The organism is Enterococcus sp. AZ197 (genome assembly GCF_050556405.1).
Taxonomy (GTDB): Bacteria; Bacillota; Bacilli; order Lactobacillales; family Enterococcaceae; genus Enterococcus; species Enterococcus faecalis.
This window is the reverse complement of sequence record NZ_CP187873.1, coordinates 457,305-478,325: the sequence shown is the minus strand read 5'-3', so window position 1 is coordinate 478,325 and position 21,021 is coordinate 457,305. Positions and strand designations below refer to the sequence as shown.

17 protein-coding genes are annotated in these 21,021 nt (G+C 38.0%); 6 read left to right on the top strand and 11 right to left on the bottom strand.

What is annotated here, in order from left to right:
- Positions 1–17 precede the first annotated feature (17 nt).
- Positions 18–1,940 carry a PTS fructose transporter subunit IIABC gene (locus tag IGK82_RS02345; RefSeq protein ID WP_002366176.1) on the top strand — a complete coding sequence of 641 codons (1,923 nt, stop codon included), beginning with the start codon at positions 18–20 and terminating at the stop codon, positions 1,938–1,940.
- 46 nt (positions 1,941–1,986) lie between these two features.
- On the opposite strand, the gene IGK82_RS02340 is transcribed toward IGK82_RS02345, so the two are convergent.
- Positions 1,987–2,649: a hypothetical protein gene (locus tag IGK82_RS02340; protein ID WP_002355557.1), complete on the bottom strand. Its 663-nt coding sequence runs from the start codon at positions 2,647–2,649 to the stop codon at positions 1,987–1,989.
- Positions 2,650–2,760: 111 nt separating this feature from the next.
- Entirely contained in the window at positions 2,761–4,044 is a 1,284-nt protein-coding gene (tig, locus tag IGK82_RS02335; RefSeq protein ID WP_002355556.1) for a trigger factor, read from the bottom strand.
- Between the two features lie 263 nt (positions 4,045–4,307).
- Between tig and IGK82_RS02330 the strand changes: the two genes are divergently transcribed.
- From IGK82_RS02330 to IGK82_RS02320, 3 genes are read left to right on the top strand one after another with little or no spacing between them, the layout of a single operon-like run.
- Positions 4,308–6,683 (top strand): hypothetical protein, encoded by a 2,376-nt coding sequence (locus IGK82_RS02330; protein WP_016622626.1) that lies wholly within the window; start codon positions 4,308–4,310, stop codon positions 6,681–6,683.
- A 54-nt stretch (positions 6,684–6,737) separates the two neighbouring features.
- Positions 6,738–7,475: a WxL domain-containing protein gene (locus IGK82_RS02325; RefSeq protein ID WP_002358689.1), complete on the top strand. Its 738-nt coding sequence runs from the start codon at positions 6,738–6,740 to the stop codon at positions 7,473–7,475.
- A gap of 35 nt (positions 7,476–7,510) precedes the next feature.
- Entirely contained in the window at positions 7,511–8,590 is a 1,080-nt protein-coding gene (locus tag IGK82_RS02320; protein WP_057086860.1) for a DUF916 and DUF3324 domain-containing protein, read from the top strand.
- Positions 8,591–8,634: 44 nt separating this feature from the next.
- Here IGK82_RS02320 and ptsP read toward each other — a convergent pair whose 3' ends face one another.
- From ptsP to IGK82_RS02305, 3 genes are all read right to left on the bottom strand, one after another.
- On the bottom strand, positions 8,635–10,362 hold the full coding sequence (gene ptsP, locus IGK82_RS02315; RefSeq protein WP_002361251.1) for a phosphoenolpyruvate--protein phosphotransferase: 1,728 nt from the start codon (positions 10,360–10,362) through the stop codon (positions 8,635–8,637).
- Complete coding sequence (locus tag IGK82_RS02310) at positions 10,362–10,628, bottom strand: phosphocarrier protein HPr (RefSeq protein WP_002355551.1); 267 nt, start codon at positions 10,626–10,628, stop codon at positions 10,362–10,364. The genes ptsP and IGK82_RS02310 overlap by 1 nt, the downstream gene beginning before the upstream one ends.
- A gap of 170 nt (positions 10,629–10,798) precedes the next feature.
- Positions 10,799–10,990 (bottom strand): hypothetical protein, encoded by a 192-nt coding sequence (locus IGK82_RS02305; protein ID WP_002366170.1) that lies wholly within the window; start codon positions 10,988–10,990, stop codon positions 10,799–10,801.
- Positions 10,991–11,291: 301 nt separating this feature from the next.
- Between IGK82_RS02305 and IGK82_RS02300 the strand changes: the two genes are divergently transcribed.
- Entirely contained in the window at positions 11,292–13,532 is a 2,241-nt protein-coding gene (locus IGK82_RS02300) for an ATP-dependent Clp protease ATP-binding subunit (protein WP_002384925.1), read from the top strand.
- A gap of 194 nt (positions 13,533–13,726) precedes the next feature.
- Positions 13,727–14,041 (top strand): DUF1827 family protein, encoded by a 315-nt coding sequence (locus IGK82_RS02295; protein ID WP_002355547.1) that lies wholly within the window; start codon positions 13,727–13,729, stop codon positions 14,039–14,041.
- A gap of 41 nt (positions 14,042–14,082) precedes the next feature.
- Here the strand turns inward: IGK82_RS02295 and IGK82_RS02290 are convergent, their stop codons facing one another.
- The 6 genes from IGK82_RS02290 to IGK82_RS02265 form a co-directional block, all read right to left on the bottom strand.
- Entirely contained in the window at positions 14,083–15,153 is a 1,071-nt protein-coding gene (locus IGK82_RS02290; protein ID WP_016622628.1) for a hypothetical protein, read from the bottom strand.
- Positions 15,154–15,219: 66 nt separating this feature from the next.
- On the bottom strand, positions 15,220–15,867 hold the full coding sequence (locus IGK82_RS02285; RefSeq protein WP_002355545.1) for a DUF421 domain-containing protein: 648 nt from the start codon (positions 15,865–15,867) through the stop codon (positions 15,220–15,222).
- Between the two features lie 15 nt (positions 15,868–15,882).
- Positions 15,883–16,326 carry a DUF3290 domain-containing protein gene (locus IGK82_RS02280; RefSeq protein WP_002355544.1) on the bottom strand — a complete coding sequence of 148 codons (444 nt, stop codon included), beginning with the start codon at positions 16,324–16,326 and terminating at the stop codon, positions 15,883–15,885.
- A gap of 174 nt (positions 16,327–16,500) precedes the next feature.
- Positions 16,501–18,075 carry a peptide chain release factor 3 gene (locus IGK82_RS02275; RefSeq protein ID WP_002355543.1) on the bottom strand — a complete coding sequence of 525 codons (1,575 nt, stop codon included), beginning with the start codon at positions 18,073–18,075 and terminating at the stop codon, positions 16,501–16,503.
- A gap of 173 nt (positions 18,076–18,248) precedes the next feature.
- Complete coding sequence (locus tag IGK82_RS02270; protein ID WP_002363168.1) at positions 18,249–19,628, bottom strand: hemolysin family protein; 1,380 nt, start codon at positions 19,626–19,628, stop codon at positions 18,249–18,251.
- A gap of 174 nt (positions 19,629–19,802) precedes the next feature.
- Positions 19,803–21,017, bottom strand: coding sequence for an AI-2E family transporter (locus IGK82_RS02265; protein WP_002384914.1), 1,215 nt, complete (start codon positions 21,015–21,017; stop codon positions 19,803–19,805).
- Positions 21,018–21,021: the final 4 nt, after the last annotated feature.

Genomic DNA, 21,021 nt, shown 5'->3' with positions numbered 1-21,021 from the left:
TAAGGGAGGAAAATAGAGTGAACATTAATGATTTATTAATAAAAGATGTCATGATTATGGATTTACAAGCTACTGATAAAAAAGGCGCGATTGATGAAATGGTCCAAAAATTATACGATGGTGGCCGCATCTCTGACATTGACACTTACAAAGAAGGAATTTTAAAACGCGAAGCACAAACATCGACTGGTTTAGGCGACGGCATCGCTATGCCTCACGCAAAAAACAGTGCCGTAAAAGAACCGACAGTTCTTTTCGCTAAAAGTAAAAAAGGTGTTGATTATGAAGCACTAGATGGACAACCTACTTATCTATTCTTCATGATTGCTGCTCCAGAAGGCGCCAATGATACACATCTCCAAGCGCTTGCGGCCCTTTCTCGATTACTTATCGATCCAGAATTTGTTGGTAAATTGAAAGAAGCGGAAACTCCAGAAGCAGTACAAGCTCTTTTCCAAGCAGCAGAAGATCAAAAAGAAGCGGAAGAAAAAGCAGAACAAGAACAAACAACGCCAGCACCAGAAAGCAATCGTAAATATATTATTGCTGTGACTGCTTGTCCTACAGGAATTGCTCATACTTACATGGCCGAAGATGCGCTGAAGAAAAAAGCAAAAGAAATGGGCGTAGACATTAAAGTAGAAACAAACGGTTCAGAAGGAATTAAAAATCGTTTAACTGCTGAAGATATTGCTCGTGCTGATGGCGTGATTGTCGCAGCCGATAAAAAAGTAGAAATGAATCGTTTTGACGGTAAAAAATTAGTCAACCGTCCCGTTAGTGATGGAATTCGTAAAACCGAAGAACTAATTAACTTAGCCATTAGTGGTGAAGCTCCTACTTTCCATGGCAGTGACTCGGCTGCAAGCGACCAAGAGGATTCAGCGGAAGGTTCAATCGGTTCTCGTATCTATAAAGATTTAATGAATGGTGTTTCTCATATGTTACCTTTCGTTATTGGTGGCGGAATTGCCATTGCTCTTTCCTTTATGATTGATCAATTTATCGGGGTTCCTCAAGATCAATTAGCCAATTTAGGGAATTACAATGACGTAGCTAGCTGGTTTAACCAAATTGGTGGCGCAGCATTTGGCTTTATGTTACCTGTCTTAGCTGGTTTTATTGCTTCTAGTATTGGGGATCGTCCAGGCTTAGTTGCTGGTTTCGCGGCTGGTGCATTAGCAAATGCTGGAGGAGCTGGGTTCCTTGGGGCCCTAATCGGTGGTTTCTTAGCTGGTTATGTAGTGGTTCTTTTACGTAAAGTCTTCAAAGGCTTGCCAAAATCATTAGATGGAATTAAAACCATTTTATTCTATCCAGTTTTTGGTTTGATTATTACGGGCTTATTAATGTTAGTCATTAACATCCCAATGAAAGCAATTAACGATGCGTTAAATCATTTCCTACTTGGCTTAGATGGCACAAATGCTGCTTTACTTGGTGCCTTATTAGCTGGTATGATGGCCATCGACTTAGGTGGACCAGTTAACAAAGCTGCTTATGTTTTCGGTACAGCTACGCTAGCAAGTACTGTTGCAGAAGGTGGCAGCGTGGTCATGGCTTCTGTAATGGCTGGCGGAATGGTTCCTCCATTAGCAATTTTCGTAGCAACTCGTTTATTTAAAAATAAATTTACAAAAGATCAACAAGATGCCGGCTTAACCAATATTGTAATGGGACTTTCTTTTGTCACTGAAGGGGCAATTCCTTTTGCAGCAGCTGACCCATTACGTGTGATTCCAAGTTTCGTGGTAGGTTCTGCCTTTACTGGTGCGTTGGTTGGTGCGTTTGGTATCAAATTATTGGCACCACATGGAGGAATCTTCGTCGTCTTCCTATTAAGTAATCCATTACTATATCTATTGTTCATCTTAATTGGGGCGATTATTTCAGGAATTGTCTACGGACTTTTGAAAAAACCTGTCGAAGTACCTGCTTAAAAAAACAGCAAAAAAGCGATTCAACCATGGTTGAATCGCTTTTTTATTATTTTCTCTTTATCGCATAATTTTCTAAATACTCAGGATTTCCTTTGCTTCTGATATACGTGTACACGCCCATCACAAAGGCCCCAAGGGTATTGGTAAATAAATCCCCCATCGTATCCATCAAAGCAGCACGCCCAATAAATGGTTGGCCGTTGGACATATTATAGCGTTGTAAGTTCATGTTCCCTAATGAATCGCAGATAAATTCCCAGAATTCCCAGAAGACGCCACAAAGCCCTGCAAATGCAAACCCAAATAATAAAAATAACCACGGGGAAACATCGGCGTACTTCGTTTTCTTCAATAGGAAAGCAGCAATACCATAACCCACAGCAGTTAACAGCATCGGACTAACAAAGTGTAAAATTTTATCCCAGAACGAAATGATTGAAATCATATGCAACGAGGTTCCTAGGAATACTGAAATAAATAAGAAAAACCAGTAAAAATAAACGATAGTCGGTGGCATAATAATTTTTAAAAATTTATTGACAAGATCCGGTAAAAAGATCAGCCCAATTCCAAGTAAACATTCGATAACAAACGTCACACCTTGTTTTGTTGAATACTTAGCCGTAAAAAATTCCCAGAGATTGTACGTCAAGCATAAGATGCCAAACACCACTAATCCATATTTAATTTTCGAATAATTTTTATCCATTTTGACACACCCTTTCAAAAGTTATTTTATATGAAAAAAACTGTAGATGAAAGACACCTTCCATCTACAGTTTTAGAAAACTCTATCGAATGAAGAGCTTATTAAAAATGTTTATTTTTCAACAGCTGTTTCAGTAATTGTTTCAACAGCACGTTTCATACGAATATCGTGTTCTAACATGTCGTTGTTTAATACTTTACGTACTTGCGCTTCAGGCATGTTGTATTGTTCTGCTAAATCTTTCACTTCAGCATCGATGTCTTCTTGTGTTACTTCGATGTTTTCAGCTTTGGCAACTGCTTCAATCACTAAGTTTGTTTTTGTGCGTGTTTCTGCTTCGCCTTCAAATTGTTTGTGTAAATCTTCTTCTGTAGAACCAGTTAATTGGTAGTACATTTCAGGAGAAATTCCTTGGCGTTGCATGTTGTTTAAGAATTCATCCATTGAACGGTGAACTTCGTCGTGAACCATTACGTGTGGTAATTCAACGATTTCAGCATTTTCAACAGCTAAACGAATTGCTTCTTCGTCTTTTGCTTCTTCAGCTGCTGCTTCTTTTGCTTCTGTCAATTCTTTACGGAATTTTTCTTTTAATTCGTCTAATGATTCTACTGAATCGTCAACGTCTTTTGCAAATTCATCATCCAATTCTGGTAATTCTTTTGCTTTTACTTCATGAACAGTTACTTTGAAAACTGCTTCTTTACCAGCTAAATCTTCTGCTTGGTAATCTTCAGGGAAAGTAACGTTTACTTCTACTTCTTCGCCAGCTTTTTTGCCAACTAATTGGTCTTCAAAGCCTGGAATAAATGAATTAGAACCTAATTCTAATGAGTAATTTTCGCCTTTGCCGCCTTCAAATGCTTCGTCGCCTAAGAAGCCTTCAAAGTCGATAACTACAGTGTCGCCATTTTCAGCAGCGGCATCTTCTTTGATTACTAATTCAGCTTGAGATTCTTGTTCGCGTTTCAAACGTGCTTCCACGTCTTCATCTGTTACTTCACGGTCTTGTTTAGACACTGTTAAGTTTTTGTATTCGCCTAATTTTACTTCAGGTTTTACAGTTACTTCAGCAGTGATAACCCAGTCTTCCCCTTTATTCATGCTTTCAACATCAATTTTTGGTTGTGCTACTGGTTCAATTCCTGCTTCTAAAACAGCCGCTTCATATGCTTCTGGTAAAACAGCGTTTAACGCATCTTCGTATAACGCTTCTTCTCCATACATACGGTTAAAAACAGTACGTGATACTTTTCCTTTACGGAAACCAGGTACGTTTAAGTTTTTTTTCACTTTATTGAACGCTTGCGTTAATCCTTTTTCGATTACTGCTTGTTCGATTGAAAAAGTTAATACACCATCATTAGTGCCTTTTTTTTCCCATTTCGCAGACATTTGTTTCCCTCCGAATAACATTTAATTTTATACATCAAACTTTATTTATGCATACCTTTAAATAGTACACTATCCCTAGGAAAATGTAAATATTTTAAGTGCTAAGAAGTGAAAGAAAGACTCGATTTTTAGCAAACTATCAGTTTTTTAATTTTTTCGGACTAAAAAAGCATAGAATTTCGAGAAATTTCCTTCTTAAAACACTAAAAGATTGTGAACAAAATATCTTGTTTACCATCGGATGTAATCGCTTTACTTTATGAATGGCTCATTATAGAATGTATGTACTCAATATTTACGCATTATATATTTTCGTCATTATACATATAATATCAAAAAAGGAGAGGATGGTTTTGAATAAGTTCGTCTGGGGAATCTTTTCTTGCATCATATCATGGCTTTTTTTATCGCTGAATCACCCTTTGATAGCTCATTCTGAAACACTGAACCCTACAACTCACGCCTCTATTTTTAGTGAAACATTTACCTCAGTTTCAACAGAACAACAAACAACTCAAGCAACCGATATCGTGGAACAAGAAACCGAGCAAACCCATGCTTCCTCTGAAAACGATGAACCTATGGCACCTACGCCAGCTAGTGTTTCTGTTGGTAATAGCACTTTGAAAAGTACCTTAAGCACGGGAACGTATAACCAAGATATTATCACACTTTCGTATGAATACAGTGTGACACTTATCGGCTTAGCAATTAATGATCGACCGATTATTGCTATTCAACTTCCTACAGAAATTTCAAGCCAGTTAGATAACGACACTCTAAAGCAACAAGATTTTCTGACTCTTTTAACAGGGACCGTCAGTTATCCAGGAACAGCCACTCAAGATATTCACAGTTCAACTAACGGCGTCAGCCTCTCTTATAGTAGCACTTATCATTCTGTTTATCTGACTTTTCCAAGTAGCACCTTGGTGTTACTTCCCGGAACCAAATGGTCTGCCGCCATTTCGTTTGATGTCGGCGCACTTTATAAACGAGGAATTTCAATCCCTCCTGCTCTTAACGGCAAAGACTATCCGATTCGAGGAACCTTTACAGATGTCGGCACTGGATTAGGTGCAATTAATATTATTATTGGGAACAATACAAAAACAGGCGTAATTAGCAAAGCTCAACTTAGTTTAGGTAATTACCCCGTTCCTCAAGTCACACCAGCCAAACTAACTCAACCAAATCATCTGGACACTACTGTAACAGGGACCATTCAACAAGTACAAGACCCAAACTATAACTACTCTGTTCAATTAACCTTGAACCGCCATGATGGCACCACTACCCCCATTGTGGTGAAAGGGATTTCTGTCGATGCAGCCGGAAATTTCTCGACATCGTTAGCTTCACCATTAGAATATGGCGACACGCTCTCTACAATTGTCTTTGCTCGTTCAAAAACGTCAACCGACTATATTCAAAGCAGCCCCTCAGCTGAACAAAGTGTCAATTGGTCAATCCAACCAGTCACAAACGTAGTCGCTAATGCCGGCTCAACTCAACTTTCAGGTAAAGCTTCTCAAGCATCTAACGGAACCTATCAGGTTAAAGTACAAATAAATGGTGGTTCTATTTACACAACGTCCTTAGATTCCAATGGCCATTTTCAATTTGCTAATTTACCCACTTTCCAAGGGGGAGAAACGGTCAGCTTGTGGGTCCAAGGTCTCAGCAATCGCACTGGTCTGCCTTTGCTAACCAGTTCTACTGTTTCTCAAACAGTTGCTTATCCTGTGCCTCAACTAACGGTCACGCAAACCATTGAGCGGAAAAATGCACAAGGGCTCTGGGAAGCTACAAACTCTGTCGTAAGTGGTCAAATCATTCGTTTCACGTTAATCACACGTTTAACCAATCAACCAGCAACGTGGATGAATCAGCAATTACGAGCAATGGTGCCTAAAGGACTGGCTCAACTTTCAGCTGCTACATTAACAAAACAATCAGCAGCAGGTTTAAGTACGCCAATAGCTGGGCTTCAACTTTTAACTGATAGTTCCACTGGTTTGCCGTATTGGAGTTATCATAATTCGCTGCCAGCAGATAATTTTACAGAAGCCAATACACAATTCACCTTACAATATACAGCAACGGTTACAGAAGAATGGATAAACCAATTTCTTTTATTTTCTAGCACGGTTACTGGCAATGATGGTGGCGGAACGCCAATTACGCCAATCACTAAAGAACAGTCTTTACCTATCAAAAACGGTACCCTCCGTTTTGTGCAGATGCCAACTACAGTTTCCTTTAAAAATTTACCTTTTCCCAGCAAACGAACCCTCTACTCACCATCGACCATTAGCGCTCCTTTCCTCATTGCCGATGGTCGTGTTGCAAAAACACCATGGCATTTGTTGGTAAGAGAGAGTCAGCCCATGCATTCAACTTCTACAAATAAAACGATCCAGCAAGCTTTCATTTATCGAAAAAATGGCAGTGATTTTCCTATCTCCTCTTTAGCAACCGAAGTTTATCAATACACCGCAACGGACGATAACAATGTAGAAATTCCTTGGAACCAACAAAATGGACTTTTTTTAAGCGTTGCTCCTGACCTTAACTTAACGGTCAAAGAATCTTACACTGCCGAATTACAATGGATTCTTTCTGATACACCCCTCTAATTAGGATTTAGCTTTTTTAAAAGTTAAAAATAAACAAGAAAGAAGGAATAAAAAATGAAAAAGATCGTGCGCATTTCAAGCATTTTGTTCGTTGCTACGCCTCTTATGCTTTTAAATAGTCCAAAAGTTGAAGCAGCCCAAGTCGCTTCTATTCAATCCAACGCTGATATTACGTTTGCTCTTGATAATACTGTCACGCCACCTGTCAACCCGACGAACCCTTCTCAGCCTGTGACACCTAATCCTGCTGATCCTCATCAACCTGGTACAGCCGGCCCCCTTAGTATTGACTATGTTTCAAATATCCATTTTGGATCAAAACAAATTCAAGCCGGAACAGCGATCTATTCGGCACAACTGGATCAAGTGCAAAATAGTACTGGCGATTTAATTAGCGTGCCAAACTATGTCCAAGTAACTGACAAACGTGGTCTAAATCTTGGCTGGAAATTATCAGTTAAACAGAGTGCGCAATTTGCTACAAGTGATTCAACACCCGCTGTTTTGGATAATGCATCCTTGACCTTTTTAGCAGCAACACCCAATTCAACACAGTTACTTTCTTTGGCGCCATTAACGGTCCCAGTAACCTTGGATCCAACTGGTGCCGCCACTTCTCCTGTGGCGACTGCCGCTCTTTCAACAGGAATGGGCACTTGGACATTAGCTTTTGGTAGCGGAGCGACCGCTGCTCAAGGCATTCAATTAACTGTTCCTGCGACAACGAAAAAAGTTGCAGCCAAACAATATAAAACAACGCTTACTTGGATTTTGGATGATACACCACTTTAAAAGAAAACAAACAAGGTATTGTATGAAACAACTTCATGCAATACCTTCTTATAAAAAATTGTCAAAAAGGAGTGCACACTATGAATCAGCAGCTTTTTAAATGGCTCCATGCTATTAGCGTCATCATTTTTTTATTTTTTATTGGCTCTTATTCTGTAGAAGCAAGCGAAATGATTTTTTCTGTAAAAGCCATTTTACCCGACAATCAACGAACCAAAGAAACAAGTTATTTTGATTTACGTGTCGCTCCAAACCAAACACAAAATCTACAAATCGAACTAACGAATCAAACAGCCAACGACATTACCGTGCTAGCTTCAGCCAATGCAGCGATTACTAATGATAATGGCTTGGCAGATTATTCTCATGCTGAAACAAAAAAAGACCCATCTGCACCTTTTACTTTTAATGAGATTGCGCAATTACCAAAAGAAATCCACCTACCTAAACACTCAACCAAGACTGTTGAATGTCAGCTTACTTTACCGGAAAAACCATTTAATGGGTACGTTTTAGGAGGACTCTACTTTGAACAAAAGTCAGATGAACAACCTGCTCACTCAGAAAACGGCGTGGCCATCAATAATCGTTTTTCTTATGTAGTCGGCGTCTTACTTAGTGAAACAGATGAACCTGTTCAGCCAGAATTATCTTTAAATGAAGTAAAAACCGATCAAGCTAACGGTCGTAACCGCGTATTAATGAATCTCCAAAACAAACAAGCGGCTATGATTAAAAAATTACAAGTCGATGCCTCTTTATATTATGAAAAAGAAGCTAAACCTCGCTACGAAAATCACCAAGAGTCGTTAACAATGGCCCCTAATACAAATTTTAATTATCGGATTGACTTAAAGGAACAACCTTTTGTTCCTGGAAATTATACTGTAAAAATCAAAGTAAACGATGGCTATCAAGACTATTCGTGGGAAAAACACTTAGTCATCCAAGAAAAAGAAGCTAAAAAATACAATGCTACCGCCGTCAACCTCCCACCTGAAAAACACACCAATTTCCCTTGGAAACTGGTGTGTAGCATCACGCTGGTTTTTCTATTCATTTTGGGAAGCACGATTTATTATTTCAAGAAAAAAATACGTGAAGCGCAACAATAAAAAAGCACATCGACAATTGTCGATGTGCTTTCATAATCACTTAATTATTTTGTATATTCTTCAACTAATGCAACGACTTCTTCCATCGTGTCGCATTCTTTTAATGCGCGGTCAGCAAGTTCAGCCATTTTAGTTGTGTCTAGACGTTTCATCAAGCTACGTGTTTTAAGGATAGATGTAGCACTCATTGAGAACTCATCTAAGCCCATACCCAATAGTAATGGAACAGCTGTTTGATCGCCCGCCATTTCACCACACATACCAGCCCATTTACCTTCAGCGTGTGCTGCATCAATTACATTTTTAATTAAACGTAAGATTGATGGGTTGTATGGTTGGTATAAGTAAGAAACGCGTTCGTTCATACGATCTGCCGCCATTGTGTATTGGATTAAGTCGTTGGTTCCAACACTAAAGAAGTCAACTTCTTTGGCAAATTTATCAGCTAATACGGCAGCTGCTGGAATTTCAATCATAATACCTACTTGGATATCGTTTGAAACTTCAACACCTTCGTTAACTAATTTTTGTTTTTCGTCTTCAAAGATTGCTTTCGCTGCTCTAAATTCTTTCAAAGTAGCAACCATCGGGAACATGATACGTAAGTTACCATGAACAGACGCACGTAATAATGCACGCATTTGTGTACGGAACATGCCGTCGCCTAGTTCTGATAAGCTAATACGTAATGCACGGTAACCTAAGAATGGGTTCATTTCGTGTGGTAATGTTAGGTAAGGAAGCTCTTTGTCCCCACCAATATCCATTGTACGAACCACAACTGGTTTTCCTTCCATTCCTTCAAGAACTGCTTTATACGCTTGGTATTGGTCCTCTTCAGTTGGAAAGTCAGATGAATCCATGTATAAGAATTCTGTACGATATAAACCAACAGCTTCGCCGCCGTTTTTGTGTACGCCTTCTAAATCTTTTGGTGTACCAATGTTTGCAGCTAACTCAACATGTTTGCCGTCAGCTGTCACTGTTTCTGCATTTTTTAGTTTATCCCATTCTGCTTTTTGATCTGCATAAGCTTTTGCTTCTGCTTCAAATTCAGATTTTTCAGCATCTGTTGGGTCAATAATAACATCCCCAATGATTCCGTTCACTGCTAAAATATCGCCTGCTTTTACTTTGTCAGTAATTTCTTTTGTACCAACGATTGCAGGGATTTCTAACGAACGAGCCATGATTGCTGAGTGAGAAGTACGTCCGCCGATGTCTGTAACAAAGGCTTTAACATACGTACGGTCTAATTGTGCAGTATCACTAGGTGTTAAGTCATGGGCAACCACGATTACTTCTTCGTTAATCATTGAAGGATTTGGAAGAGTCACACCTAATAAATGTGCTAAGATACGTTTGGCAACATCACGAATATCTGCTGCACGCTCTTGCATGTAAGCATTGTCGTCCATTGCTTCAAACATACCAATATACATATCCGTAACTTCTTTCAAGGCAGCTTCTGCATTGACTTTGTTGTCTTGGATATTTTGTTTGATTTGACCAACCATTTCTGGGTCAGATAAAACCATTAAATGAGCATCGAAAACTTGCGCTTCTGCTTCACCAAGGCTTTGAGCTGCTTTGTCGCGAATTGCTTGCAACTCTTCAGTAGATTTTGCTAAAGCATCGTCTAAGCGAGTTGCTTCTGCATCAGTATCTTCTACGGAAGTTTTGTTGAAAGACAAGTCAGGTTGAACTAGCAGGTAAGCTTTAGCAACAGCAACGCCATCACTTGCGGCAATCCCTTTTAGCATCTCAGACATTATTCAGCCAATCCTTCTTTTTGTAATGTTTCAACGATTGCTGCCATTCCTTCAGCTTCGTCAGCACCATCAACAGTGATTGTTACGTCAGAACCTTGACCAACGCCTAAAGACATAACGCCCATGATTGATTTTAAGTTAACAGATTTACCTTTGTATTCTAAGTTAATATCTGAGTTAAATTTGCTTGCAGTTTGTACTAATAAAGTAGCTGGACGTGCGTGAATTCCTGTTTCTGCTACAATGTGAAATTCTTTCTTTTCCATATAAATCGGTCTCCTTCGTAAATAAAAAATTTTTATGTTAGGGTTTTCCTTTCTTGATACGCTAAAATCAAACGTCTACTCGAAAAAAGACCCTTTCAGTTTCTAAGATTACCATTTTTTTCTATCTTACACAACACTTTTTGCTTAAATTTCGTGATGTTTTGCACTGACTATTCTTCCTCTTTTTGGTAACGATAAATGATTCGTCCATTTAACCCCGCTTCTCCAACAATTTCCGCGCGGTCAGGCAAAGAAATCCAAGCATCACGAAATTGGAAAAATTCATTTTGCTCCACGATTAATTCAGAGATTTCTCCAGCTTTTAATGAAGCAATTTTTTCTACAAAAGGATTTTCAGCCATTGATTTCACCACTCTTTCTCTTAAATATCAACTCTTATAGTTTACTTGAAAATGGCGCAATTGTCTGTAAAAAAATCGAATCTTTGCCTTTTTTTAAACAAGGTCTTTTACTTGATTCTCTTACAAAAAATGCTATAATAACCTCAAAGGTCAAAAATGGTCAAGTGGTTTTATAGACAGAATTTATTCTTGCTATCTAGTACTTGGCTGGTTTGAGGAAAAATGGTCTGTTTACTAGAAATAATAGAGCAAACAGCTATTTTTCTGGCCTCAGTTATTTTGAAAGGATGTGTTTCATTCAATGATTTGTCAAAATTGTCAACAAAATGAAGCAACAATTCATTTATATGCAAATGTGAATGGTCAAAGAAAACAACTGGACTATTGCCAAAGCTGCTATCAAAAATTAAAAAATCAAGCAAATAATTCCCCTCAAAATATGGGACAAGACCCTTTTGGCTTTGGGAGTTTAGACGATTTATATCGTTCTCTTTCTCGCCAAATGCAACAAGGTAATCCTTATGAACAACAAACACCACCCACTCAATTTGGTGATGGTGGTAATGGAGGTCAACCCCCTCGCGGAGGCGCTGGCGCTGGTCAAGGTTTACTAGGCGAGTATGGGATTAACATCACCGAAGCGGCACGCCAAGGAGATATCGATCCTGTGGTAGGACGTGATCAAGAAATTAAGCGTGTCATTGAAATCTTAAATCGCCGTACAAAAAACAACCCCGTTTTAATCGGTGAACCAGGTGTTGGTAAAACAGCCGTTGTCGAAGGTTTAGCCCAAAAAATTGTCGATGGCGATGTGCCCCAAAAATTATTGGACAAAGAAGTCATTCGTTTAGATGTGGTTTCACTTGTTCAAGGAACTGGTATTCGCGGACAATTTGAAGAACGGATGCAAAAATTGATTGAAGAAATCACTGAAGCTGAAAATGTCATTTTATTTATTGATGAAGTCCATGAAATTGTGGGTGCTGGTGCTGCTGGTGATGGCAATATGGATGCTGGCAATATTTTAAAACCAGCCTTAGCACGTGGTGAATTACAATTAGTCGGTGCCACAACTTTAAATGAGTACCGTATTATTGAAAAAGATGCTGCCTTAGAACGTCGGATGCAACCAGTCCAAGTAGATGAGCCAACCGTTGCCGAAACCATAACGATTTTACATGGTCTGCAAAAACGTTATGAAGATTATCATCATGTTAAATATACAGATGAAGCGATTAACGCAGCAGCAAACTTATCCAATCGTTACATTCAAGATCGCTTTTTACCAGATAAAGCGATTGACTTGTTAGATGAATCTGGTTCAAAAATGAATCTAACTATCCAACTCGTCGATCCAAAAACAATTGATAAAAAATTAGCAGAAGCGGAACAACAAAAACAACAAGCTTCCGCAGAAGAAGATTTTGAAAAAGCGGCTTATTATCGTGATCAAATCAATAAATTACAAGCAATGAAAGAAAAACAAATCAGCGATGAAGAAACACCCGTCATCACTGAAAAAGATATTGAAGCCATTGTGGAACAAAAAACTGGCATTCCTGTCGGTGACTTAAAAGAAAAAGAACAAACCCAATTGAAAAATTTAGCTGTTGACTTAAAAGCTCATGTTGTCGGACAAGATGATGCCGTCGATAAAGTAGCTAAAGCGATTCGTCGCAATCGTGTAGGCCTAGGCAAACAAAACCGCCCAATTGGTTCCTTCTTATTTGTAGGGCCAACAGGCGTTGGTAAAACAGAATTAGCAAAACAATTAGCTTTTGAGCTATTCGGTTCAGAAGATTCGATGGTTCGTTTTGATATGAGTGAGTATATGGAAAAACACAGTGTTTCTAAACTGATTGGTTCTCCTCCAGGCTATGTTGGGTATGACGAAGCTGGACAACTCACAGAAAAAGTCCGTCGTAATCCTTATAGTTTAATTTTATTGGATGAAATTGAAAAAGCGCATCCTGATGTTTTACACATGTTTTTACAAATTCTCGACGATGGTCGTTTAACAGATGCACAAGGTCGTACGGTCAGCTTTAAAGACACCATCATTATCATGACAAGTAATGCTGGAACAGGAGCTGTGGAAGCCAACGTTGGCTTCGGTGCTGCCCGTGAAGGTGTGACTAAATCCGTTTTAGGTCAATTGAACAACTTCTTCACCCCCGAATTCCTTAACCGTTTCGATGGTATTATCGAATTCAAAGCATTAAGCAAAGAAAACCTGATGAACATTGTCAGCTTGATGTTAGAAGAAGTAAATAGCTTATTAGCTAAACAAAAATTACACATTGAGGTTCCAACAGAAGTCAAAGAGAAACTCGTTGATTTAGGTTATGATCCTGCAATGGGCGCTCGTCCTTTACGTCGAACAATTCAAGAACAAATTGAAGACGGCATTGCTGAATACTATCTAGATCATCCTGAAAATCATCAATTAGTCGCAGCGTTAGATAACGAAGGTAAAATTATCGTAACTGGCGCACAAGAAGTGACTAAAACAGAAACTTCAACATCTGACCAAGCAGAATAATCAAAAATCCACACGCATTAATAACAATGCGTGCGGATTTTTTTATGCTTTTCACTTTTTATTTTCATCAAAAAAAACTATAATAGAAGAAAGATATTCGTATACTTGTTCCTCATAGAAAAAATTCAATCTGGAACTCCTGTACATAATTGGAAACGCTCTTTTGCAGCACACAACTATAATGAGGTGATAAAATGAAATTAGTGAATGTGACCAATAGCTACAAACAATTAGTAAATAAACAATTGGAAAACACGGATGCTTACTTTGTAAAAGTCTACTCAGCAGGAAACACGACCGCTGTCTATTCAGAAGCAGCTCACCATGTGGAAGTTCTGATTATGAATAAAAATCGTCGCATTCGTCCGACAGAAGTAAAAGAAATTTTAGCAAAACTGTTAAAACGATTACCTAAAGAGGCTTATGACCCAGATGAAATTTCTATCATTGAGTTAAACCATGTGACCGAAGTGTCTGTTCCATTAAAAGTTTCCCTCATGGAAAACTAAAAAAACTGCCGAAGTTTCCCCACTTTGGCAGTTTTTTTAATTTATTGTGACGTTATTTTTTTTACAAGACTTTGATAATTTTCCGACCAGGCTTCCTCATTTGTCGGACTGACTAATTTATTTTCCTCGATTGCTTTTTTTCTTAAGTCATCCACTTCTTTTTTGAAATTTTCCCCCGATTTTTGAGCATAATCTTTAGAAAAATATTTTGATTGGCGAGAATAAGCCTTCAGTTTTGCTTCTTTAATCTCTTCTTCTGTATCTGCAAAATATTCATCATAACGAAGATCGGTTATTTTCCCTGAATCTTTTAACGTAATAACCGTTAAACGTCCAGAAAGCCCCTCCCCAAAATCTTCTGTTAGACTTGTATAATGTTCTTTTGAAGGTTCTTTGATTTCCTTGGCTAAAGCCCTAGCAGCAGGAAGATAGCCATTATTAGCGCTATTGGATTGACCTTTGGCTGTCTGGAATGCGCCATCTAGGCGATTTTCAGCAACCATTTGATTTTCTAGAAAAGTCATCGTATTAACAACGGTCACTAACGATTGATCAGTTCGGGCGTTGTTCGCTTGAAAATTTGCATAGCCGGATAAACGTTTTGTCACTCCTGCCCATTCTTCAGAATAATAGTTTTTAGGTCCACGTTCATCAAATTCTACTAACTGAATTTGTTGATCCTTAACAACGACATCAATTAAAGCCGTATAGCCGCCATCAAACACGACTTCATGATGATAATAATCCCCTTGAACTTCCCCGATTTCTGGACGACCTGACCAATACATCTTCTGAGCTTTTTCTTCTGGACTAATTCCTGATTGTCCATTATTAGCTTCTACTGTAGCGCCAGAAACAGCATCAACTTCAAAGGTATGTCCATTACGCTCATAACTCACTTTGGCAGCACTCTCCTTCGGTTGATCATTCGTGTTTGTCTGCTCCTCCTGCTTTACAGAAGTGGCATTAGTGGCTGCCGAGGCACCACTCGTTACTTGGACTGCTTCTGCTTCAGTACTTTCTTTCATTTTTTCAGTTCGTTGATCTGGTTGGCACCCCATTAAAATAATCATTGAACAAAATAACCCGACAACTATCTTTTTAGTTTTCATTTTTCCTCCTTTTAAAACTCATTGAATTACCATTTAATTTTAATATAAGTAGAATGAAAAGTATAGCTAAGAAATCGTTTTTTCTTCATACGGCGATAAACTTAACTGTCCAGATAAATACTCACCTAAATAGATTTCCTGTAATCTTTGGAATCCTTGTTCTTGGATTTGCGTTAATAGCCAGTGCTCATCTTTTTTGATTAACTCTAGGACATCCATGTTGGCTTGACCGTCCACAATAATCGGATAACGAATACTTTCATCGCCATATTCGACGATTGTTAATTGACCATTTTGTTCTAAAACAGCCCGTTTAACAAGCTGGACTTCATAAATACCATTTGCTCGTAATTTAAACATTAGATCATTTGCAGAAATACCATTTTTCAAACATTCCTTCACCACAACCTGTCCATCCTTGATTAAAGTAATGGGTTTACCATCCACAATTTGCTTCACATAGCGATTGTGTTCTTTTGCAAATTTTAAAATTAAGACTAATAATGTCCACAAAATTAACACTAATACAAATTGGAGCACCGTAATTGAATCATTATAAATAACACCACCAATAATGCCCCCCAATACATAGTTTTGCACTTGGTCCATAGCCGATGTGGGCGCCAAATTGCCTTTTCCCATCAAATTAATTTGGACAATTAAACAAATAATACCTAAAGCAAATTTAATAATAATTGGACTATAAAACTGCATTAATTTTCCCTCACTTTACTTTATGATTTCAATCGTTGGTGTTAATAAATACGTTTCTTGTAATGTATAAGACTGCTGATCCGTACTTAAACTCATTTTATAAAAGACTTCGTCAATTTTAACTATGGTTCCGTCAGCCAATTGTGTACCATTGACATAAACTTTTTCTGGAGAAACCTTTTTTTCCTGTGCCACTTGTTCGACAAAATGTACCATTTGTGAAGATTGTGAATGCTGATTTTGGTTCAGTTGATAATTGGAATATTGAACCCCTAAAACAAATAATAATGATAAAAAAATAATAATACTTAATTCACGATATTTCGTTTGAATTTGATGTCGCACATAAAAACTAAACACAATGACTAGCCCGATTAACAAAGCAAAAATAAAAAAATACTTTAAGTAATCATTTAAATTAGATTGGCTTTTTAAATACTCGATGCCATAAAAATTCATGTTCTTGTCCACTCCTTGATAGGTTCGTTATAATAAGTATTCTATCTCAAAAAAAACAATCACGCCTGCTTTAATACCTTATAACAAGAAAAGCTCAGCGCAATCATCTTGAGAATGACTGCGCCGAGCTTCAATCTTCTAAAGATTCAGCTACTGATTGATTACAAATTAATTTTACATCAAACTTTTCAGTTCAACATCTGGATATTTATCAGCAAACCAGCGTTCCGCAAATTGGTTTTCAAATAAGAACAATGGTTGATCGAAACGGTCCCGTGCCAAAATGTTTCGGCTAGAGCTCATGCGTTCATCTAAATCTTCTGGATTAATCCAGCGGGCAATTTTAGAACCCATTGGCGTCATTACCACTTCAGCATTGTATTCATTAGACATTCGGTATTGGAAAACTTCAAACTGCAATTGACCTACGGCGCCAATGATATATTCTTCCGTTAAATATGTTTTGTATAATTGAATGGCTCCTTCTTGAACCAGTTGGTAAATTCCTTTATGGAAAGATTTTTGTTTCATTACGTTTTTGGCAGTCACTTTCATGAATAATTCAGGGGTAAATGACGGCAACTCTTCGTATTGAACATTCATTTTCCCTTCATATAAAGTATCGCCAATTTGGTAATTTCCTGTGTCATACACGCCGATAATATCGCCTGCAACAGCTTCTGTGACGTTTTCGCGGGCATCCGCCATAAATTGCGTCACGTTACTTAATTTGACTTTTTTGCCTGTTCTACCTAAAGTCACGTCCATGCCTCTTTCAAAAACACCTGAACAAATTCGAACAAAGGCAATTCGATCACGATGGGCTGGGTTCATATTCGCTTGAATTTTAAAGACAAAGCCTGAAAATTCTTTTTCATAAGGACTTACTTCGCCACCCTCTTCTGTTTTATGCGCATGTGGCGCAGGCGCAAATTGTAAGAAGGTTTCTAAAAATGTTTGAACCCCAAAGTTTGTCAAAGCAGAACCGAAGAAGACTGGCGTTTGATCACCACGAGCGATTTTTTCCTCGCTAAATTCATCGCCTGCTTCTACCAATAACTCAACATCTTCTAACACTTGTTGATAAACGCTGTTATTGTGCAATGGTAAATCGCTTGGGATATCGCCATCTTTTAAAGGAATAAAACGCTCCCCGCCATTATTTTCTGGACGATATAATTCCACACGTTCATTATAAATATCGTATAGACCTTCTAGGCCTTTTCCCATACCAATTGGCCAGTTCATTGGATAAGATTCAATATCCAATAGTTCTTCCAATTCTTCTAAAAGTTCCAATGGTTCCCGTCCGTCACGGTCCAATTTGTTAATAAAAGTAAAAATTGGAATACCACGTTTTTTAACAACTTGGAAAAGTTTTTTCGTTTGTGCTTCAATCCCTTTGGCACTATCAATAACCATCACAGCACTATCCACGGCCATTAAGGTCCGATACGTATCCTCTGAGAAATCCTCATGCCCTGGGGTGTCCAAGATATTAATCCGTTTGTCTTGATAGTCAAATTGCATCACAGAACTCGTTACCGAAATTCCCCGTTGTTTTTCAATTTCCATCCAGTCAGATTTGGCAAAGTTCCCTGTTTTTTTCCCTTTGACTGTTCCAGCTTGGCGGATGGCGCCCCCAAATAATAATAATTGTTCAGTAATCGTTGTTTTCCCAGCATCCGGATGGGAAATAATCGCAAACGTACGGCGACTATCGACTGCTTCTTTTTGATTGATCGTCATAAAAATCTCCTTATCACTTGTGATGTTTATTTATTTATTTTCTTCAGCATAATTTTTGATTAACCTTTGCTAGTATATCATGTCAAGCCTTGAGAATAAAGAGCTGCTGTTGGCTGTTTTTTAAAAGGAAAACCTGTGACATTAGTCAAAACGACTGATGTCACAGGTTATTTTTAACGTCTTGGTTCGTCATCTTCCATTTCTTTACGGAAAAAACGACGATTTTCTTCTGGTTCTTCATCGACAGTTTCTTCATCGTAGAAATGAACGCGTAAGACTAGCAAACGTGTGCCTTCCATTTCTTCAGCAGTTAACTTAATATTGCCCACTTCAAAAGAAGGTTTTTCCCCTTCATCAGGAATGGTTCCTAATGCTGTAATTAAGTAACCTGCCATTGTATCAACATCGCTCATGTGTAAATCTGTTTCAAATACTTCATTAAATTCGTCAATTAACATGCGTCCTTGAACCAAATATTCATTGTCGGCCACTTGTGTATATAAATTTTCTACTTCATCTGTTTCATCGTCAATTTCACCAACGATTTCTTCTAGTAAATCTTCCAGTGTTGCTAAACCGACAACACCGCCATATTCATCTAGTAAAATCGCCATTTGGTTTTGTGTTCGTTTTAACTCATAAAGTAAATCATCAATAAAAATGGTTTCTGGGACAAATAATGGTTCTTGGATAATCGCGCCTAATTCAATGTTTTCAAAGCCTAAATTACGTGCAGCTTTTAGTAACGTTTTGGTATGTAAAATACCAACAATTTTATCTTTGTCTTCACTATAAACAGGAATCCGAGAATAATTTTCTCCTAAAATTAAATTGATGTTTTCTTGGACATCATCTTGGATGTCAACCATGAATGCGTCTGTCCGAGGAACCATTACTTCTCGTGCCACTTTTGTATCTAATGAAAAGACACCTTGTAGCATTTCTAGTTCTTCGTTTTCCAAAACACCTTCTGTTTCAAGCATGTAGCGCATTTCATCTCGTGTCATCTTCGAATCGGCATCATCGAAAGTCATTGGTGTGATTTTGGATAATAAATCGGTCGAAGCCGATAGCAACCAAACGAAGGGACGCGCGATAACTCCTAAAAAGCGGACTGCACCAGAAGTCAATTGAGCGACTTCTTCTGATTTATTCATAGCAATTCGTTTAGGGTATAATTCACCAAATACAATAGAAACGTACGTTAACAATGCTAAGATAATGATACTGGCAAGACTCTTAGCTGCGGCGCCGCCACCTAATACAGGGGCCAAACGACTAGATAAAGTCTCTGCTAATGAAGCACCAGATAGGATATTAACCAAAGTAATCCCTACTTGGATTGTGGATAAAAAGTTATTGGGGTCTTGCAATACCTTAAGCAATTTTTGAGCTTTTGCGTCGCCGTCTTCCGCTTTTTGTTCCACACGATTCTTGTTAACAGATACGACTGCAATTTCCGCCGCTGCCAAAAAGGCATTGATAAACGTCAACACGACTAATAATAGAAGTTGCGCAATTAGCGACTGACTCTCAGGGTCAGCATTATTCATAATGTTCTCTCTCTCCTTAATTGTTGATAATTCCGAGGCTGTACTCTCGTACTCTTTTAACGTTCTTCCTCTTTTTATGGTTAGGCTTAGAAACAGACACAATCAGTATTATGACAGGTTATTTTCTATCCTAATCCATAAAATCATAGCACGAAAGATTAGCGGATTCAATCATTAACCGTTATTTTCTTTCGTATTTGTTTCATTCCCTAAAAGAACGGCATTGGTAACTTTTTCACTACGACCCGCTTTGACCATATCAATAACATAGTAGATAATGGTCCGGCAGATTGCGTAAAATGGGACACCGAGGAAAATACCTAGCAAACCTGCTAAATTTCCTGCCACCAATAAAATTAAAATAATCGTTAATGGATGGATTTTTAGAGATTTTCCGATAACGTTTGGATAAATAATATTTCCGTCCAATTGTTGAACCACTAGCACCACTAAACAACATAAGGCTGCTTTGACGGGTTCATTAAAGATAGTCACTAAGACAGCGGGCGCTAATCCTAGATAAGGTCCTAGATAGGGAATCAAATTCGTAAAGCCGGCAATGACACCAAATAAAAAGGCATAACGAACGCCAAGCAATGAATACCCAATAATCGTAAATGTACCGACAAATAAACATTCAATCGCTTGTCCACTAATATAACTGGATAAGGTTTGATTCAATTGTCCTAAAAGATCCACAATATCATCTTTTCTTTTCTCAGGTAAAAAGCGTTGAATCGCTGGTACTAGCTTATCTCCATCTTTTAACATATAAAATAAAATAAATGGCGCAGTGACCAAAACAATGGTGGTTGACGCCACCGTTGATACGATTGAACCTAAGCTACTTGATAAACTACTTAAAAATTGTTGGATAATATTGGCATAAGAAATATCCATTTTTTCAATATAGCTTGTTAAATCAATTTGTTTAAAAATAGGTAACTCCGCAATCTCATAAATCCAGGTCTCCACTTGTTTAAAGAAATCTGGCATACTTGATGCTAAACTAGCTAGCTGATCTGCCAACTTAGGGATAATTGTTAATAAGATCAGAACTAATGCGATGATTAGTAATAAAAATACCAGTAAGACGGCATAAATTCGTTTCATTTTCGTCTTCATTAGTAGATTGACCACAGGATTTAGTAAATAATACAAAAAGCCTGCTACTAAGACTGGGGCAAACAACGTTGAAAAGAATGTCCCAATCGGTGCAAATAAGAAATTAATTTTCGAAGCAATAAATAATAGCATGGCCACGACAAGTAATTCAACTGACCAGAAAAATAATTTCGATTCTTTAAATCGATTAATCACAGCGGCTCCTCCTTTATTTTTATTCAATTGTTGCTGTTTTATTTTATCACACCTTCCCCCCTCAGTCATTGAG

What these genes read in the sequence shown, in the direction of transcription:
- IGK82_RS02320 (WP_057086860.1), top strand. Translation starts at nt 7,511, where the DNA reads ATGCAATACCTTCTTATAAAAAATTGTCAAAAAGGAGTGCACACTATG.
- IGK82_RS02310 (WP_002355551.1), bottom strand. Translation starts at nt 10,628, where the DNA reads ATGGAAAAGAAAGAATTTCACATTGTAGCAGAAACAGGAATTCACGCA.
- IGK82_RS02325 (WP_002358689.1), top strand. Translation starts at nt 6,738, where the DNA reads ATGAAAAAGATCGTGCGCATTTCAAGCATTTTGTTCGTTGCTACGCCT.
- tig (WP_002355556.1), bottom strand. Translation starts at nt 4,044, where the DNA reads ATGTCTGCGAAATGGGAAAAAAAAGGCACTAATGATGGTGTATTAACT.
- IGK82_RS02340 (WP_002355557.1), bottom strand. Translation starts at nt 2,649, where the DNA reads ATGGATAAAAATTATTCGAAAATTAAATATGGATTAGTGGTGTTTGGC.
- ptsP (WP_002361251.1), bottom strand. Translation starts at nt 10,362, where the DNA reads ATGTCTGAGATGCTAAAAGGGATTGCCGCAAGTGATGGCGTTGCTGTT.
- IGK82_RS02295 (WP_002355547.1), top strand. Translation starts at nt 13,727, where the DNA reads ATGAAATTAGTGAATGTGACCAATAGCTACAAACAATTAGTAAATAAA.
- IGK82_RS02285 (WP_002355545.1), bottom strand. Translation starts at nt 15,867, where the DNA reads ATGCAGTTTTATAGTCCAATTATTATTAAATTTGCTTTAGGTATTATT.
- IGK82_RS02270 (WP_002363168.1), bottom strand. Translation starts at nt 19,628, where the DNA reads ATGAATAATGCTGACCCTGAGAGTCAGTCGCTAATTGCGCAACTTCTA.
- IGK82_RS02290 (WP_016622628.1), bottom strand. Translation starts at nt 15,153, where the DNA reads ATGAAAACTAAAAAGATAGTTGTCGGGTTATTTTGTTCAATGATTATT.
- IGK82_RS02300 (WP_002384925.1), top strand. Translation starts at nt 11,292, where the DNA reads ATGATTTGTCAAAATTGTCAACAAAATGAAGCAACAATTCATTTATAT.
- IGK82_RS02330 (WP_016622626.1), top strand. Translation starts at nt 4,308, where the DNA reads ATGGCTCATTATAGAATGTATGTACTCAATATTTACGCATTATATATT.
- IGK82_RS02305 (WP_002366170.1), bottom strand. Translation starts at nt 10,990, where the DNA reads ATGGCTGAAAATCCTTTTGTAGAAAAAATTGCTTCATTAAAAGCTGGA.
- IGK82_RS02280 (WP_002355544.1), bottom strand. Translation starts at nt 16,326, where the DNA reads ATGAATTTTTATGGCATCGAGTATTTAAAAAGCCAATCTAATTTAAAT.
- IGK82_RS02265 (WP_002384914.1), bottom strand. Translation starts at nt 21,017, where the DNA reads ATGACTGAGGGGGGAAGGTGTGATAAAATAAAACAGCAACAATTGAAT.
- IGK82_RS02275 (WP_002355543.1), bottom strand. Translation starts at nt 18,075, where the DNA reads ATGACGATCAATCAAAAAGAAGCAGTCGATAGTCGCCGTACGTTTGCG.